The organism is Kutzneria sp. NPDC052558, assembly GCF_044547355.1.
Lineage (GTDB): Bacteria > Actinomycetota > Actinomycetes > Mycobacteriales > Pseudonocardiaceae > Kutzneria.
On record NZ_JBIUAG010000020.1, the window covers coordinates 106,028 to 120,783 of the forward strand.

Below are 14,756 nucleotides of genomic sequence, written 5' to 3' on the forward strand. Positions count from 1 at the left end.
GGACAGCGCGGATGCACGGAGGTTTCTGGCTTCGCTTCAGGTCGGTGATGTCTGTTCGGGAAAGGTCACATCGGTTGCCCCGCACCGACAGTGGCCAGTGACCCTCGACGGCTTCCCTTCCCGCCCCCTCGGGGTGGTCGGGCCGTTGGAGCAGAGCTGGCCCCCGTCGCCCGCGGTGGCGGTCGGCGACCGTGTCACCGTCGGAATCGTCGCCATAGACCTGGACCGCGAGGAGATCCGGTTGTCGCTCGCCCCGGCCAAGGATCCGGAACTGTGGGCATTTCTGAGTCGGCGCCATCCTGGGGAGATCTTGTCCGGCGTGGTCTTTGGCGATCACGGGCTTCGACAACCACATGATCAACGAGGTGTCGTGCCCGCTCCACCGCCAGCCCCACGGCTTTGCCGAAACCCCACCCTCCCGGGGGCAGACCCCGGTTCCACTATACCGGCGGTGCCCCGAAGTTGACCTTGGACGGCCACGGCCTGTGGACAACTGCGGGAGCTGCCCACAGGCTGTGGATGGGTCAGAGTTGGCCCAGGTAGAAGCGCACGCCCTGGTCGTCGACGCAGTCGGAGGTGATGCCGTAGGGCATCTGCACGGGGTCGGTGGCGGCGCCGCCGGCGGAGCGGACGCGGGAGACGGCGGCGGCGACGTCGGGGACGGAGTACATGGGCAGGACGGCGGCCTCGGCGTGGCCGCCGTGGAGGCCGAACATGGTGCCGGTGCCCTGGACCTGCCAGCCGTCGGGGACGGAACCGCGGGTGAAGCTCCAACCGAAGACGGAGCCGTAGAAGTCCCGGGCGGTGCGGGAGTCCCGGACGTTCATGGTGAAGTAGACGATCTCGCCGGGGGCGAAGACGGCGGACGGGGCGGCGGGGGTGGAGTGGTGCAGGGCGAAGGGCAGCCCCTGGTTGTCGACGCACATCGCACTGAGGCCGTAGGGCTCCTCGACGGGATCGCCGGCGGTGCCGCCGGCGGAGCGGACGCGGGAGACGGCTGCGTCCATGTCGGAGACGGCGTGGCTGAGAAAGGTGGTCCGATGGGTGTCGGACGACCACAGCCCGAGGTGCTGGCTGAGGCCCTCGACCCGGCGGCCGTCGGCGGAGATCCGCCAGTCGAGCACTGAGCGGTAGAAGGCGGCGGCACGGGCGGCGTCGGGCGACCACACGGACGCGTAGACGACATCGCCCTGCACGGCGGTGGCGGGCATGGAACCTCCAGACATGGGACGGACGAAGGCGGCCTCGAGCTGGGCACGAAGCCGGGCGGCGAACCGCGGGTCCGGGTCGACGGGCACGACGGGCGAGAGCAGGTCCTCGAACGGATCGGTCATCGGTCGCCCTCCCGGTAGTGGGCCCGGAAAGCTCCGCGGGCACGGACGAGCAGCGCCTCGGTGGCCTGCACGGTCCGCCCGAGGCAGCTGGCGACCTCGGGCACGGGCAGGCCGTCGAGGTAGCGCAGGGTGAGCACGCAGCGGTGCTGAGCGGACAGTGCGGCCAGCACGTCCCGGGCGAGCAGGGCGTCGAGCCGCTCATCCCACGGGTCCTCGGCCTCCCGGACGAGCCCGCCGAGCACCCGCAGGCCCCGCCGCTCGCGTTCGGCCCGCCGCCAGTGGTCGACGAGCTTGTGCCGGGCGACTCCGATCAGCCAACTAGTGCTGACCTCGGTTACCTTGCCGCGACGGCAGGAGTCCATGGCCGCGAGGAACACCTCGGCGGTCAGGTCCTCGGCCACGGCCCGCTGCCGGCACCGGGCCAGCAGGTAGCCGTAGACCTGGGGCAGCGCCTGTTCGTACAGGTCGAGCAGGGTGAGCCCCGGGTCCGGCCGCACCCCGGACGGTTGGTTCATGCCCACCTATCGTTCCGGCGGCCCGAACTCCGACGAAAAAAACCACCCTTCACGGGGAGCGACCAATCGCGCACAGCCAGCGCACGATGCTGGCGCCCTCTGACACGATGACGCCATGCAGCAGCCGTGGGGCACCGACCCCGAGCTTCGCGACCACCTGGTCTCGCGGTTCGTGGAGTGGGCCGAGCGCCGCCGAGAGCCGGTGGAGCACGTCGAGGACGCCATCATGGCGCTGGACTGGAGCAGCCTCGGCCCGCGGGACGGCGCCTTCCGCTGGACGGTCCGCGACGTCGACCGGTTCCTGCTGGAGTACCTGCCGGACCGGCTGAACCTGCCGGAGACGGTGTGCGGGAGCGGGGCGCTGACGCTGCGGCTGCTGGTGGAGTTCCTCGGCAGCCACGGCATGTTGTCCCCGGACAGCGATCACCCGGACGACGTGGTCGAGCGCTGCGACGCGGTGTGGGAGGCGGCGGAGCACCGGTCGTCCTACGACGTGCGGGCCAAGGCTCTGTTCCAGCACGTGCGCGGCGACGAGGAGCTGACGTTCGCGGAGCTGGTGTCCCGCGTGCGCACGATGCCGGCCGACGAGGTGGCCAAGGCGCTGGTGGGGATCGAGCGGCGCACGGTGGGCCCGCTGCGGCTGCCGAACGAGCGGGAGCAGTGGTTCGCGGCGGAGCGCGCGCCGGTGTTCGTGTGGTTCGCGCAGCTGCGGCAGGCGTGCGGCGAGGACGGCATCGAGCTGGTGGACAAGCGTGAGCTGCCGGCGGAGATCGCGGTGGTGCTCGGCGTGGACGTCACGGAGCTGCCGCGCGTGATGGCGTGGGCGCTGGCGGCCGGGGCGGTGCGGCGGCTGAAGGGTCGTCTGGTGCGGGTGGCGGCGTGGCGCAAGGTCGAGAAGCATTCGCTGAACCTGATCCGCAAGGCGTTCGAGGCGCACCCGAAGCTGCCCGGCCGCAGCCTGGCGCAGCTGAGCACGGAGCTGGTGAAGGCCGCGGTGGCACGCCGGTCGCTGGATCTGGCTGAGCTGCCGGTGTCGAGCGAGGTCGTGGACTTCCTGATGGACAGCGGCCTGATGTTCGCGCTGGGCACGCAGGCGCGGCTGACAGCTTGCGGCGCGCCGATCGTGGTGGAGCTGGCCGAGCGCAACGGACTGCTGGTGCGTGTGCTGCCGGACCCGCTGTGGGCCACGGTGGACGAGCTGATCGACGCCATCCCGGCGGCCGGCGACGAGTGGGCCGACGACGTCCGGGAGTGGAGCCAGGCCGAGCCGGACCAGCGCAACCCGCGGGTGCTGATCAGCCGGCTGGCCACCCCGGACCGGCCGACGGCCGAGGTGATGGTGGCCATCCGCGCCTGCGGCGACGTGTTCGGCGATCGGCTGACGGTGCCGCCGGTGCGGCTGCTGCTGGGCGGCCCGCACGACGGGCCGGCGCTGCTGTGGTTGTTGCGGCACAAGGCGTTGGACGAGGGCGACGTGCCGGCGGTGCGGGTCGCGGACGCGAATGTCGTTGAGCTGTCGGGATTGCTGGACGCCGGCGGGGTGTCGCGGATGCTGGACGCGGTGGCCGAGCACGGCGACACGGCCCAGACGATCGAGTTCCTGAACCTGGTGTGGCGATCGGATCATCCGCGGACCTGCGACGTGCTGCTGGTCACGGCCGAGCACTACGGCGACGAGACGGTCGCCGCGCACGCCCAGAAGCTGGCCGAACGCCACCGCGGCTGGCACACCCGCGGCTGACCCCCCGGGGGTGGGATGCGTCGGTGATCGACAGAATTTCAACAGGTGGAAGCGAGTGCGGAGCATTCGCCGGACATGTAAACATGGAGACATGATTCGGCAGCGAACGACCTGGTCAGACCTGGTGGTCGACCTCGTTCGCGTGGCGTCCTGCGGCTGTACCCGGACGCGACGAAGCCGCTGATCGCCCAAGTCACAAGCGAGCCGCCGGCCCGTCGCGTAGGCACACGCCCGTCCCAGCGCCGCGACCCCAGGAGTCTGCCGTGACCCTCGCCATCGACCTCGACGTCCACCCGGCCCTCGACCTGCCGCTGCTGCGGGACCTGATCCAGCCCGACCGTCCCTTGTGGACGCCGTCACAGCTGCGGGACCTGACCAGCACGATCGCCACCGAGCTGACCACGCCGCTGCTGGGCGTGCTGCGGTTCGAGGAGCCGCAGCGCTGGTGGGCACGGTTGGCGCTGACCGGCGGGGTGGAGGTGTGGCTGCTGTCGTGGCTGCCGGGCCAGGGCACCGAGCCGCACGACCACGGCGGCGCGTCCGGCTCGTTCACGGTGCTCAAGGGGCTGCTGACCGAGGACTACCGTTACCCGGGCGGCCCGATCCGGACCATGCAGCGCGAACTGGGCGCCGCTGTCGGCTTCAGCGGCGGCCGGGCCCACCAGGTGCGTAACTTGGGAGTGGCGCCGGCCGCGAGCGTGCACGCCTACTCGCCGCCGCTGCTGCCGACCCGCGAGTACACCAGCCTGGAGGACGTGAAGTGACCGTTGACGACTTCCTCGCCCAGGCCCGCGCCGAGCTGGCGCGCGTGAGCCCGGCCGAGGCCGACGAGCTGCGCCGTGAAGGCGCCTTGCTGGTCGACATCCGTCCCATCGCCGACCGGGCGGCCGAGGGCGAGATCCCGGGCTCGGTGCCGGTGGAGCGGATCCACCTGGAGTGGCGGCTGGACCCGAGCAGCGACCACCGGCTGCCGCAGGTCGCCCCCGACACCAAGGTGATCGTGCTCTGCAACGAGGGCTACGCCTCCAGCCTCGCCGCGCGGGACCTGAAGCGGCTGGGGCTGACCACGGCGACCGACCTGGTCGGCGGCTTCCGGGCGTGGGCGGCGGCGGGGCTCCCGGTGGTGGCCGGCGGCCGGCCGGCGGTGCCGTAGCCCCTACTCGGGACGGTCCTCCTCGGAGAAGCGGTTGTCCCGGATCGTGCTGCCGTAGGCCGGCGGGTAGCCGTACTTGCGCAGCTTGGCGTCGTTGGCCTCGGACGCGTAGCTGAGCGAGTAGTACAGCCCGACGATCATGCCCAGCGCCAGGGCCATCATGATGATGTAGAGCGGCCCGCCGAACTGCGAGAGCACCACGTACAGGATCGCCAGCGGGATCAGCAGTCGCAGGAACGTGCGCAGCAGGTGGCGGACCAGCCAGGTCTTGCTGACCACGTCCCTGAGCACCCATTCGCGATAGGACCGTGGCAGGCGTCCCCCGAGCGAGTACCAGAGCCACAGGGCGGGGTTGGGACGGGTCACGGCCATGGGGTGAACTTTAGGCTTGTTCGACCGGTCGGCCGGAACCGCCCGTCAGGGGGTAGCGTCTGTAGGTTTCGTGCCCCGTGTACGCCCCTGGACGGTGCTGGCCATCACCGCGCTGATCGTCGTCGCCGCGCTGGAGCGCGCCCCGGCCGCGATCCTGGTGGCGCTGCCGGGCCTGTTGGCCGGGGCGTTGATCGGGCTGGCGGCGATGCAGCTGGGGGTGCTGGCCGGCGGGCTGGTCCTGCGGCCGAGGATGCCTCGCGTTGTGATCGGGGTGGGGCCTCGACTGCACGAGTGGTCGACCCCCGGTCGGACGATCACGCTACGGGCGGTGCCGATCATGCTGTCGGTGACCATCGGCCCGGGCCGGGCCCCGGTGCGGCTGCGGGTGTGGGGCGCCTACCTGGTGTCGACGATCTTCGGCCTGGCGGTGACGGCCACGCTGATCCTCGTCGAGCAGGGGTCGTTCTGGCTGGGCGCCGCGGTCGGCTGCGCGGCGGCCGTGGTCTACGTGCTGCTGCCGCGCCGGGACACCGCCGTGACCTCGACCGGCTGGGTCCTGCTGCACTACCTGCGGCTGGAGCCCCGGGAGGCGGCCGAGATCGACGCCGCCCCACTGGTGGCGGCGGTGACGAGTGCGGTGCACGCCGGCGACCTGCCGGCGGCGCAGGCGGCCTGTGACGCGCTGGCCGAGATCCAGCCGGACGGCCAGTCCTCGACCATGGCCCGGGTGATCGTGCTGGAGGCGCACGGCCGCTACGCCGAGGCGTTGCAGCTGGTGCTGGGCATGCTGACCGAGCCGGGGCTGCCCCAGCGGGACTTCGCGCTGATCTCCGCCGGGCTGGCCGGCCTGGCCGCCGCGGCCGTGGAGGCCGAGCAGCTGGAGCCGGAGCTGGGCCTGGGCTGGGCCGAGCGGGCCATCACCGACGCCGAGCAGCTGGCCTACCCCTCGCACAAGCTGAACGGGGCCAAGGCGCTGGTGGAAGTGTTACGCGGCAACGTGTCCAAGGCGATCGCGCTGGCCAACACCGCCATCGAGCTGGGCAACGACGCCCTGGGCCGGGCCGACGACCTGGCCACGCTGGCCCGCGCCCACATGGCCGCCGGCGACAACGCCACCGCCCGACTGACCCTGGTCGAGGCCGAGCGCATCGCCCCCTGGTGGCCCCGAGTCGCCCGCATCCGCGCCCGCCTCGACGTCTCGTGACCCCCGAACGCACGTGAGTGGCTCACTTCGCTTCAGGAGCGAAGTGAGCCACTCACGTGATGGAACTACCGGAACCGCGCCGCTCAGGTGCCGGGGATGGTGGGCGGAGCGGGCAGGCCTCCGGGCGGGGCGGGGACGCCTCCGGGCGGGGCCGGCAGACCGCCGCCGCCGGGCACCGGCAGCTTGATCGGCAGGCAGTTGTCGGTGTTGAACTTGGTGATGGCCGCGCCGATCGCGGTCGTCGCGGTGGTGATGCCGGCCGGGTCCGGCGGGGTCTTGAGGACCGCGGCGAGCAGGCCGAACAGCGCGGCGCCCATGCCTTGCAGATCGTTGAGGCAGGCCTGCGGATCCTGGATGCGGGCCGGCGCCGGCAGCTCGAGGCAGCCGGCCTTCTGCAGGGCGACCAGCTCATTGATCATGTCGCCGGCTATGCCCTGCATCTTGGCGGTGTCCGGTGGCGTGGCGGTCAGCGCCGTCATGAACGAGTTCATGGACGCCACGATCGCCTTGACCTCGGGGGTGTCGGCGGTGCACGCGGCCCGTGGGGCCGGCGCGGGTGAGCGGGACACGGGGGCCGCGGCGGCGGCGCCCGCCGTGACGGCGACCAACGCCAATGCCGGCACGACCACCAGCAGTTTCCTGAGCATGAATGACGTCCTCTCCTGCTTTCCTCCAACCAGGAGAACACGAGGGGAATTCGCACACGCCAATTCCACCCGCGGCTGGTTGAACACGAAAACCGTGCAGCCGGATCCGACCGTATCCGGGTGATGCGTCAGCACCGGGCCCTGTGAACACAGTAAGCACGTTTCGCCCGGTAGGGCCGGCTGAGCGGCGCTGATTCACCAATACGAGCGAGATCACGAGTGGCTGGCCGTGTGCGGACTATATTCCGCTGAGGGGGCCTCGTGAGTAAGGAGCGCTCGACCATGCCGATCGCCATTACCGGCGCGACCGGGCTGCTGGGCACCCGGTTGCTGGAGATCCTCGCGGAACGGCACGACTCGGTCATCCTGCTGAGTCGTCCCGGCGGCATTCCGGCGCGCGAGCGAATCGTGCGCTACCTGCGCGCCAGCGGCCGCCCGGAGGACACGGTCACGGCGATCGCGGCCCGCCTGCGCACGGTGGTGGTGGAGCTGGAGCGGCCCATGCTGGGCCTGACCCAGCAGCGGTACCGGGCGCTGGCCGACGAGCTGGACGAGATCTGGCACTGCGCGGCGTCCATCGACCTCAACTCCGACCCGCAGCGCCTGCACCTGACCAACACGGTCGGCACGCGCCGGATCATCGAGCTGGCCGAGGCCGGGGCCCGCCGGCCGATGCTGCACCACGTGAGCAGCATCGGGGTGGCCGGCCGGCGGCCGGTGGGCCGGATCCACGAGAACGACCTGGACGACTCGTACGGCTTCACCACCCGCTACGAGGAGTCGAAGTACCTGGCCGAGGTGGCGGTCCGGGAGTGGTCGGCCCGCACCGGCCGGCCCGCGGTCGTGCACCGGCCCTCGGTGCTGGTCACCGACCAGCGGCCGCACCCGCACCTGCCGACCCACCCGCTGCTGACCGGCATGCAGCTGACCCGCAAGCTGGTCAACACCCTGGCCATGACCGGCGAGAGCCGGGAGCGGCTGGTCGTGCGCATCCCCGGCGACCCGCAGGCGCTGATCAACATGCTGCCGGTGGAGGAGGCCGCGCGGCTGATGATCGAGGTCGCTGCCCACCCGCCGACGTCCCGAGTGGACACCTATCACATCGTGCATCCCCGGGACGTCCGGGTTTCGATGATCGCCGACGTGTTCGAGGAGCTGTTCGAGGACGTCCTGCCCATCACCTGGCGGTTCGTGCCCAGCGCCCCGCAGCAGCCGGCGCCGTGGGAGACCCTGGTCTACAACACCATGGGCACCTTCATGCCGTTCATGAGCTACCGCCGCCGCTTCGACGACCTGGGCCTGCGCCGCCTTGGCCTGACCGGCGACTTCACCCCGCCGGTGGATCGCGACTACCTCATGCGCACCTTCGGCAGCGAGCAATACACCCTCTCCGCCTGACCAGTCAAGACCTAGAAGTTCGGAAGGGGGCCTTCCTCCACTCGGAGTGGAGGAAGGCCCCCTTCCGAACGGTAAAGGGGTCAGAGGGCGAGCTGGCTCAGGAGGTGGTCGCCGAGGGCGGCGGGGGTGGGGTGGGTCCAGACGGCGGTGGCCGGGATCTTCAGGGCCAGGTCGGCCTCCAGCTGGTTGCGCAGCTGCAACGCCGTGAGGGAGTCGAAGCCGAGGTTGGTCAGGGGCACGTCGGAGTCGACGGAGGCGGAGCTGAGGCCGAGGATGACTCGGATCTGCTCGGCCAGGTAGTCGATCATGAAGCGGCGGCGCTCGTCCTCGGGCAGGGCGGCCAGCTCGGCGCGGACCTTGCCGCCGGAGGCGGGGGTGTCGCCCTGGGCCGAGCGGGGCATGGCGGCGAAGAAGGACGACTCCATGGCCGAGGGCAGCATTCCGAACCACTGGTCGGCCTCGAAGGCGAAGACGCCGGTGCGCACGCGTTCGTGGTCGAGCAGGGTGGTCAGCGCGTCGACACCGTCCTTTGTCGACAAAGTGCTGAATCCACGGTCCTTGAAGCCGGTGGCCCGGCCGGCCTCGCCCCACGCGCCCCAGTTGACCGCCAGCGCGGGCAGCCCGCGGTGGTGCCGCCACTGGGCGAACGCGTCGAGCCAGGCGTTGGCGGCGGCGTAGTTGGCCTGCCCGGGGTTGCCGAACATGGAGGCCCCGGAGGAGAACAGCACGAACCAGTCCAGCTCGTGACCGACGGAGGCCTCGTGCAGGCGCCAAGCGCCGTCGACCTTGGGCCGCCAGACCTTCTCGACCCGGGAGCGGTCGAGGTTGGCCACCATGCCGTCGTCGAGCACGGCGGCGGCGTGCAGGATGCCCCGCAGCCGGAACGGACCGCAGGCCGCGACCAACCGCGCGGAAACCCCCTCGGCGGCAACGTCGCCGCACACGACTTCGACCTGGGTGCCGGCGGCGCGGAGTTCGGCGATGACCTCCTCGGTGTGCACGGAAGGAGCGGACCGCCCGTTCAGCACCAGCCGGCCGGCCCCGAGCCCGCCGAGCCACTTGGCCATCTCCAGGCCCAGCCCGCCGAGACCGCCGGTGATCACGTAAGCGCCGTCGGAATGGGCGATGGGCACGGTGCCTTCGGGCACCACCGCCACCGCCGAACCGGACTCCGGCACGGTCAGCACGAGCTTGCCGACATGCTTGGCCGCGGCCATCAGCCGGAACGCGTCGGCCGCCTGGTCGAGCGGAAACTCCATGCGCGGCAGGGCATCCAGCCGTCCGGCGGTGAGCTCCTCGGCGACCTCGCCCAGCAGTGTGCGGGCCAGGTCGGGCATGGTCCGCAGCACGAGGTCGAGGTCGACGCTGCTGACGGTGATGTTGCGCTTGAACGGGGACATGCCGAGCTTGGTGTCGGCGTAGATGTCCCGTTTGCCGAGCTCGATGAACCGCCCGCCCACGGACAGCACGTCCAGGCCGGCGCGCAAAGCCGGGCCGGCCAGGGAGTTGAGCACGACGTCGACGCCAAGGCCGTCGGTGGCGGCCATGGTCTGCGGCACGAAGTCCAGCGACCGCGAGTCCATGACGTGCTCGATGCCGAGGTCCCTGAGGTACTGCCGCTTGTCGTCGCTGCCGGCGGTGGCCAGGATCTCCGCGCCACGGCTGCGGGCGATGGCGATGGCCGCCAGGCCGAGGCCGCCGGTGGCGGAGTGGATCAGCACCCGCTCGCCGGGGTTGAGCCGGGCCAGGTGCACCAGCGAGTACCAGGCCGTCAGGTACACGGCCGGCACCACGGCGGCCTCGGCGGCGGTCATGCCCTCGGGAATCACCGCGACCAGGTCGGCCGGAGTCGTGACGTAGGTGGCGAAGGAACCGTTGGCCAGCGTGAAAACCCGGTCGCCGACCCGCAAACCGGCGACACCTGGCCCGACGCGGCTGACCACGCCGGCGCAGTCGCCGCCGAGCGGCGGCTGGGAACCGTCAGACGTCGGGTAGAGGCCCATGGCCAGCAGCACGTCACGGAAGTTCAGCGCGCCGGCCAACACCTGGATCTCCACCTCGCCGGCCCCCGGCGCGCGTCGCGGCCGAACGACAAGGCCCATGGTGTCGAGGTTTCCCGGCCGGGCCAGGTCGAGCGCGAAACCATCTTGTCCATAATAGACTGTCTGACGTGGACGGAACTGCCAGGTGCCGTCGTGCAGCGGGGCCTTGACCAGCCGGGCCACCAGGCGTTCCCCGCCGCGCCAGGCGACCTCGTCCTCCGGCGCGTCGGCGAGAAGTTCCTTGGCCAGCAAGGAAGCCGGGTCGGCGACCGCGGGATCCAGGTCGACGAGGGTGATCCGCTGCTCGGCGTGCTCGTACCCGGCGACGCGGCCGATGCCGCGCAGGGCCGCCTGCGCGAGGTTGATGTCCTCGTCGGCGGTCACCGCCTGCCCGCCCTGAGTGACGATCCACAGCCGCGCCTCGCCGGTCTCGCGGATCACGTCGATCAGGTCGACAACCTGGTCCACACCGTCGGCATTCGACGGCAGCACGACAACTCCGGTGACGTCATCCTCGGACGGCAACAGCACGGCCAGCTCCGAAGCCAGCGGGCCGTCGCCGATGATCCGCCAGCGGCCGGTCACCGTGGTCTCCGGCAGCGGCGCGGACTGCCAGGTGATCTCGTGGAACAGCGGGTCCAGTCGGCGCGGCCCGAGCTCGCGAGCCGGTGACACCAGCCGGATGTCATGCGCCTCAACGAGAACCACGCCGTCGGCGTCCAGCAGCCTGATCCAACCCAAGGCCGAGGAGCCGTCGCTCTCGTCCAGGACGGCCTGCCCCTCGCACCACACGCCGCGAGCCGGATCGCCGAACACCCGCAGCGACGCCACGCCGGCCGGCAGCAGCCGGGGCGCGCCGGCCGGGCGGCCCTTGATCCGCGCAGCGCCCAAAGCCTGCAAGCAGGTGTCGAAAAGCACGGGGTGGAAGCGGAAACCCCGGGCGCTGGCCCGCGCGGCGGCCGGCACCTTGACCTTGCCCAGCACGGTGCCGCCGTCCACGTCCTCGACGCGCAGCTCGGTCAGGCCGGCGAAGGCGGGCCCGTGGAAGTAGCCATCGGCCCGCAGGCCGGCGTAGAACTCGGGCAGATCTTCGACAGCCGTGTGCGCGGCCACGAGTTCCGCCAGCACGGTCGGGGCCATCGGCGTCCGCGACTCGATCCGCCGGACCTCGCCGCTGGCGTGGGTGACCCAGTTCAGGCCGTCCTCGGTGCTGGTCAGCACGGCCACCGAGGCCCGGTCCGGCCCGGCCGAAGTGAGCACAGTGGACACTTCGACGTGCTCGCCCAACGGCAGCAGCCGGTCGAACCGAAGGCCCGACACGTCGACCAGCTCGGCCGGCACGCCGAAGAACTCGGAGCCGGCGGCCAGCACCATCTCGCTGAAACCCGCGCCCGGCAACACGATCGCGTCGTCCACGGCGTGATCGGCCAGCCACGGCAGCACGGCCGTGCCCAGATCCGCCTGCCACACATGGCGACCGTCGCCCTCGGGCAGCTTGACGTGCACGCCCAGCAGCGGGTGGGTGTCGGAGGAGCCGGCGACCTGGAGGTCCGGGTGCGGCAGCGGCAGGTCGATCCAGTGCCGCTTGCGGTCCCAGGTCAGCGTCGGCACGTCCACCAGTCGGCCCTGCCCGTAGGCGCGGGACCAGTCGATCGGGGTGCCGGCGCAGTACAGGGCGCCGAGCTGGATACCGAAGAAGTCGCAGCCGCAGTCACGCTTGATGGTCGGCAGCACAACGGCGTCCGGCAGCGTCTCGCTCATCGGGTAGGTCGTCACGGGATGCGGCGACACCTCGACGAACACGCCGTAGCCGTCCTCGCCGGCGGCCTGCACGGCGTTGGCGAACCGCACCTGGTTGCGCAGGTTCGCGGCCCAGTAGTCGGCGTCGAAGGCCACGAACGCGCGGGCGTCCTCCAACACCGTCGAGTACACGGGAACGGTGGGCGGCAACGGCTTCAGGCCGGCCAGCCCGCTGCGGATCTCGGCCAGCAGCGGGTCCATGTGGGTGGAGTGGGCGGCGATGTCCACGGCCACCAGCCGCGCCATCTGGCCCTGCTCCTGCCACACCGAGACCAGCCGTTCCACCTCGGCCGTGTCGCCGGAGACCACGGTGGACCGTGGCGAGGACTGAACCGCCACCGTGACCGAAGTTCCCGTCAGGTCAAGGTCTTCGGCCGCGAGGTCGACCGACGCCATCGTGCCCAGGCCGGAAGCCCGCTTCATCAGCGCGGACCGGCGGCAGATCACCAGCACGCCGTCGGCCAGCGACAGCCCGCCGGCCACCACCGCGGCGGCGGTCTCCCCCATCGAGTGCCCGATCACGGCGGCCGGCTCGACGCCGGCGGCCCGCCACATCCGGGCCAGGCCGACCTGCATGGCGAACAGGGTCGGCTGGATCTTGTCGATCTCGGTCGACATCTCCGGCGCGCACATCACCTCGGTCACCGAGAAACCGGCCTCGGCCGACACCAGCGGCTCGATCTCGGCGACGGCGGCGGCGAACTCGGGCTCCTCGGCCAGCAGGCGGCGGCCCATGCCGTTCCACTGCGAGCCCTGGCCGGAGAACACCCAGACGCTGCCCTTGGCGGCGGCTGTCTTGGCAGTGGTGCAGGTGACCTGCGCCTGCGGCTCGCCGTCGGCGAAGCCCTCCAGGCAGGTGGCCAACTCGTCGACGGACCGGGCCGTCACGGCGAGCCGGGCGAGGTTGTGGGAGCGGCGGGCGGCAAGGGTGTGGGCCACGTCCGCGAGTGCGACGTCCCCATCGGAACTCGCGTTGTCACGCAGCCATTCCGCCAGCCGGCTGGCCGCGGTGCCCAACACCTCGAACGAGGTGGCGGACAGCGGGATCATGGTCGGGCGGCCCGTGTCGGGTGTTCGCTCGGATGTTCGCGGGGGCGCCTGCTCGACGATGACGTGCGAGTTGGTGCCGCCGACGCCGAAGGAGGACACGGCGGCCAGCCGGGGCGCGTCGGCCACCGGCCACGGCGTGACCTCGGTCGGCACGAAGAACCGGGTGTCCTCGGGATGGATCTGCGGGTTCCAGCCGGTGAAGTTCAGCGTCGGCGGCACGACCCCGTGCCGCAGGCTGAGCACGGTCTTGATCAGCCCCGACACGCCGGCGGCGGCCTCGGTGTGGCCGAGGTTGGACTTCACGCCGCCCAGCGCGCAGCGGTCCCGGCCCGCGCCGTAGACCGTGCGCATGGAGTCGAACTCGATCGGGTCGCCGACCGGCGTGCCGGCGCCGTGGGTCTCGATCAGGCCCAGCAGCCCGGGATCCACCCCGGCCTTCGCCACGGCCTCGAAGAACAGCATCCGCTGCGCGTCGGCCGATGGCGCGGTCAGGCCCTGCGAGCGGCCGTCCTGGTTGACGGCGGTCGCCCGGATCACCGCGAGCACCTCGTCGCCGTCGGCCTCGGCGTCGGCCAGCCGCTTGAGCACGACCATGCCCGCGCCCTCGCCGCGCACGAAGCCGTCGGCCCCGGCGTCGAACGGGTGGCAGCGGCCGGTCGGCGACAGCATGCCCCACTTCGAGTAGCTGATCGGCGTCTCCGGATTGATCATCAGGTTGATGCCGGAGGCCAGCGCCAGGTCGGACTCGTCGGCCAGCAGGCTCTGGCAGGCCAGGTGCAGCGCGACCAGCGAGGAGGAGCAGGCGGTGTCCACCGCCACGCTGGGGCCGTTGAGGCCGAGCAGGTAGGAGATCCGGCCGACCGCGGTGGAGTGGCCGTTGCCGGTCATCATGTACGCGTCGATGTCCTCGTACCGGCCGGCCAGCCGCCCGACGTACTCGGAGTGGCACATGCCGGCGAACACGCCGGTGCGGGTGCCGCCCAGTTCCCGCGGCGGCAGCCCGGCCCGCTCCAGGGCCTCCCAGGCCAGCTCGATCATCAGCCGGTGCTGCGGGTCCATGGTCGTGGCCTCGCGCGGCGAGATGCCGAAGAACGAGGCGTCGAAGCCGGTGATGTCGTCGAAGTAGCCGGCCCAGCGCGAGGTGCACCGGCCCGGCACGTCGACGTCGGGATCGTAGAAGGCCTCGAAGTCCCAGCGACCCTGGGGACCCTCGCGGATGACGTCGCGGCCCTGCGTGAGCAGGCTCCAGAAACGCTCCGGTGAATCGATCCCACCCGGGTACCTACAGGACATACCGATGACGGCAATCGGTTCACGCGCGAGCTTCATCACGCCGGTCACTCCCTCGCAGGAATTGGCACGACCGGCCGGGAGAATAATGCGAATCCAATTCGGACGGCCATGCGTTGTCCGTTCGACCGAGCATGAGCCGAGCTTGACTGCGCAACAACCGCAAGCCGACAAGATCACCCGACAGTGGCCCCGTCCACGCAGGTCAAG

Annotated in this window: 10 protein-coding genes; 5 read left to right on the forward strand and 5 right to left on the reverse strand. The window is 71.4% G+C overall.

Annotated elements, in window-relative coordinates; translation table 11 throughout:
- Positions 1-524: 524 nt before the first annotated feature.
- Both ACIG5F_RS31220 and ACIG5F_RS31225 read right to left on the reverse strand, forming a co-directional pair.
- Positions 525-1,334 carry a VOC family protein gene (locus tag ACIG5F_RS31220; RefSeq protein WP_396523483.1) on the reverse strand — a complete coding sequence of 270 codons (810 nt, stop codon included), beginning with the start codon at positions 1,332-1,334 and terminating at the stop codon, positions 525-527.
- Entirely contained in the window at positions 1,331-1,849 is a 519-nt protein-coding gene (locus tag ACIG5F_RS31225) for an RNA polymerase sigma factor (protein ID WP_396523484.1), read from the reverse strand. Before ACIG5F_RS31225 ends, ACIG5F_RS31220 begins: the two co-directional genes overlap by 4 nt.
- 115 nt (positions 1,850-1,964) lie before the next feature.
- On the opposite strand from ACIG5F_RS31225, the gene ACIG5F_RS31230 reads away from it, so the two are divergent.
- The 3 genes from ACIG5F_RS31230 (at position 1,965) to ACIG5F_RS31240 (ending at position 4,743) form a co-directional block, all read left to right on the forward strand.
- The gene (locus ACIG5F_RS31230; protein WP_396523485.1) at positions 1,965-3,590 is read left to right on the forward strand and encodes a hypothetical protein; all 1,626 of its coding nucleotides are present in this window, start codon (positions 1,965-1,967) and stop codon (positions 3,588-3,590) included.
- 263 nt (positions 3,591-3,853) lie between these two features.
- The gene (locus ACIG5F_RS31235) at positions 3,854-4,354 is read left to right on the forward strand and encodes a cysteine dioxygenase (protein ID WP_396523486.1); all 501 of its coding nucleotides are present in this window, start codon (positions 3,854-3,856) and stop codon (positions 4,352-4,354) included.
- Positions 4,351-4,743, forward strand: coding sequence for a rhodanese-like domain-containing protein (locus tag ACIG5F_RS31240; RefSeq protein ID WP_396523487.1), 393 nt, complete (start codon positions 4,351-4,353; stop codon positions 4,741-4,743). The genes ACIG5F_RS31235 and ACIG5F_RS31240 overlap by 4 nt, the downstream gene beginning before the upstream one ends.
- A gap of 3 nt (positions 4,744-4,746) precedes the next feature.
- Here the strand turns inward: ACIG5F_RS31240 and ACIG5F_RS31245 are convergent, their stop codons facing one another.
- Complete coding sequence (locus ACIG5F_RS31245) at positions 4,747-5,115, reverse strand: DUF5313 family protein (protein WP_396523488.1); 369 nt, start codon at positions 5,113-5,115, stop codon at positions 4,747-4,749.
- Between the two features lie 70 nt (positions 5,116-5,185).
- On the opposite strand from ACIG5F_RS31245, the gene ACIG5F_RS31250 reads away from it, so the two are divergent.
- Positions 5,186-6,319 carry a hypothetical protein gene (locus tag ACIG5F_RS31250; protein ID WP_396523489.1) on the forward strand — a complete coding sequence of 378 codons (1,134 nt, stop codon included), beginning with the start codon at positions 5,186-5,188 and terminating at the stop codon, positions 6,317-6,319.
- Between the two features lie 83 nt (positions 6,320-6,402).
- Here the strand turns inward: ACIG5F_RS31250 and ACIG5F_RS31255 are convergent, their stop codons facing one another.
- Positions 6,403-6,966, reverse strand: a complete 564-nt coding sequence (locus ACIG5F_RS31255; RefSeq protein WP_396523490.1) for a hypothetical protein — start codon at positions 6,964-6,966, stop codon at positions 6,403-6,405.
- Positions 6,967-7,248: 282 nt separating this feature from the next.
- On the opposite strand from ACIG5F_RS31255, the gene ACIG5F_RS31260 reads away from it, so the two are divergent.
- Positions 7,249-8,364 (forward strand): SDR family oxidoreductase, encoded by a 1,116-nt coding sequence (locus tag ACIG5F_RS31260; RefSeq protein WP_396523491.1) that lies wholly within the window; start codon positions 7,249-7,251, stop codon positions 8,362-8,364.
- Positions 8,365-8,444: 80 nt separating this feature from the next.
- On the opposite strand, the gene ACIG5F_RS31265 is transcribed toward ACIG5F_RS31260, so the two are convergent.
- Positions 8,445-14,585, reverse strand: a complete 6,141-nt coding sequence (locus ACIG5F_RS31265) for an SDR family NAD(P)-dependent oxidoreductase (protein WP_396523550.1) — start codon at positions 14,583-14,585, stop codon at positions 8,445-8,447.
- Between the last annotated feature and the right edge of the window lie 171 nt (positions 14,586-14,756).

Excerpts from the sequence above, each read along its gene's own strand:
- ACIG5F_RS31220 (WP_396523483.1), bottom strand. The coding sequence starts at position 1,334 with ATGACCGATCCGTTCGAGGACCTGCTCTCGCCCGTCGTGCCCGTCGAC.
- ACIG5F_RS31225 (WP_396523484.1), bottom strand. The coding sequence starts at position 1,849 with ATGAACCAACCGTCCGGGGTGCGGCCGGACCCGGGGCTCACCCTGCTC.
- ACIG5F_RS31230 (WP_396523485.1), top strand. The coding sequence starts at position 1,965 with ATGCAGCAGCCGTGGGGCACCGACCCCGAGCTTCGCGACCACCTGGTC.
- ACIG5F_RS31245 (WP_396523488.1), bottom strand. The coding sequence starts at position 5,115 with ATGGCCGTGACCCGTCCCAACCCCGCCCTGTGGCTCTGGTACTCGCTC.
- ACIG5F_RS31255 (WP_396523490.1), bottom strand. The coding sequence starts at position 6,966 with ATGCTCAGGAAACTGCTGGTGGTCGTGCCGGCATTGGCGTTGGTCGCC.
- ACIG5F_RS31260 (WP_396523491.1), top strand. The coding sequence starts at position 7,249 with ATGCCGATCGCCATTACCGGCGCGACCGGGCTGCTGGGCACCCGGTTG.
- ACIG5F_RS31265 (WP_396523550.1), bottom strand. The coding sequence starts at position 14,585 with ATGAAGCTCGCGCGTGAACCGATTGCCGTCATCGGTATGTCCTGTAGG.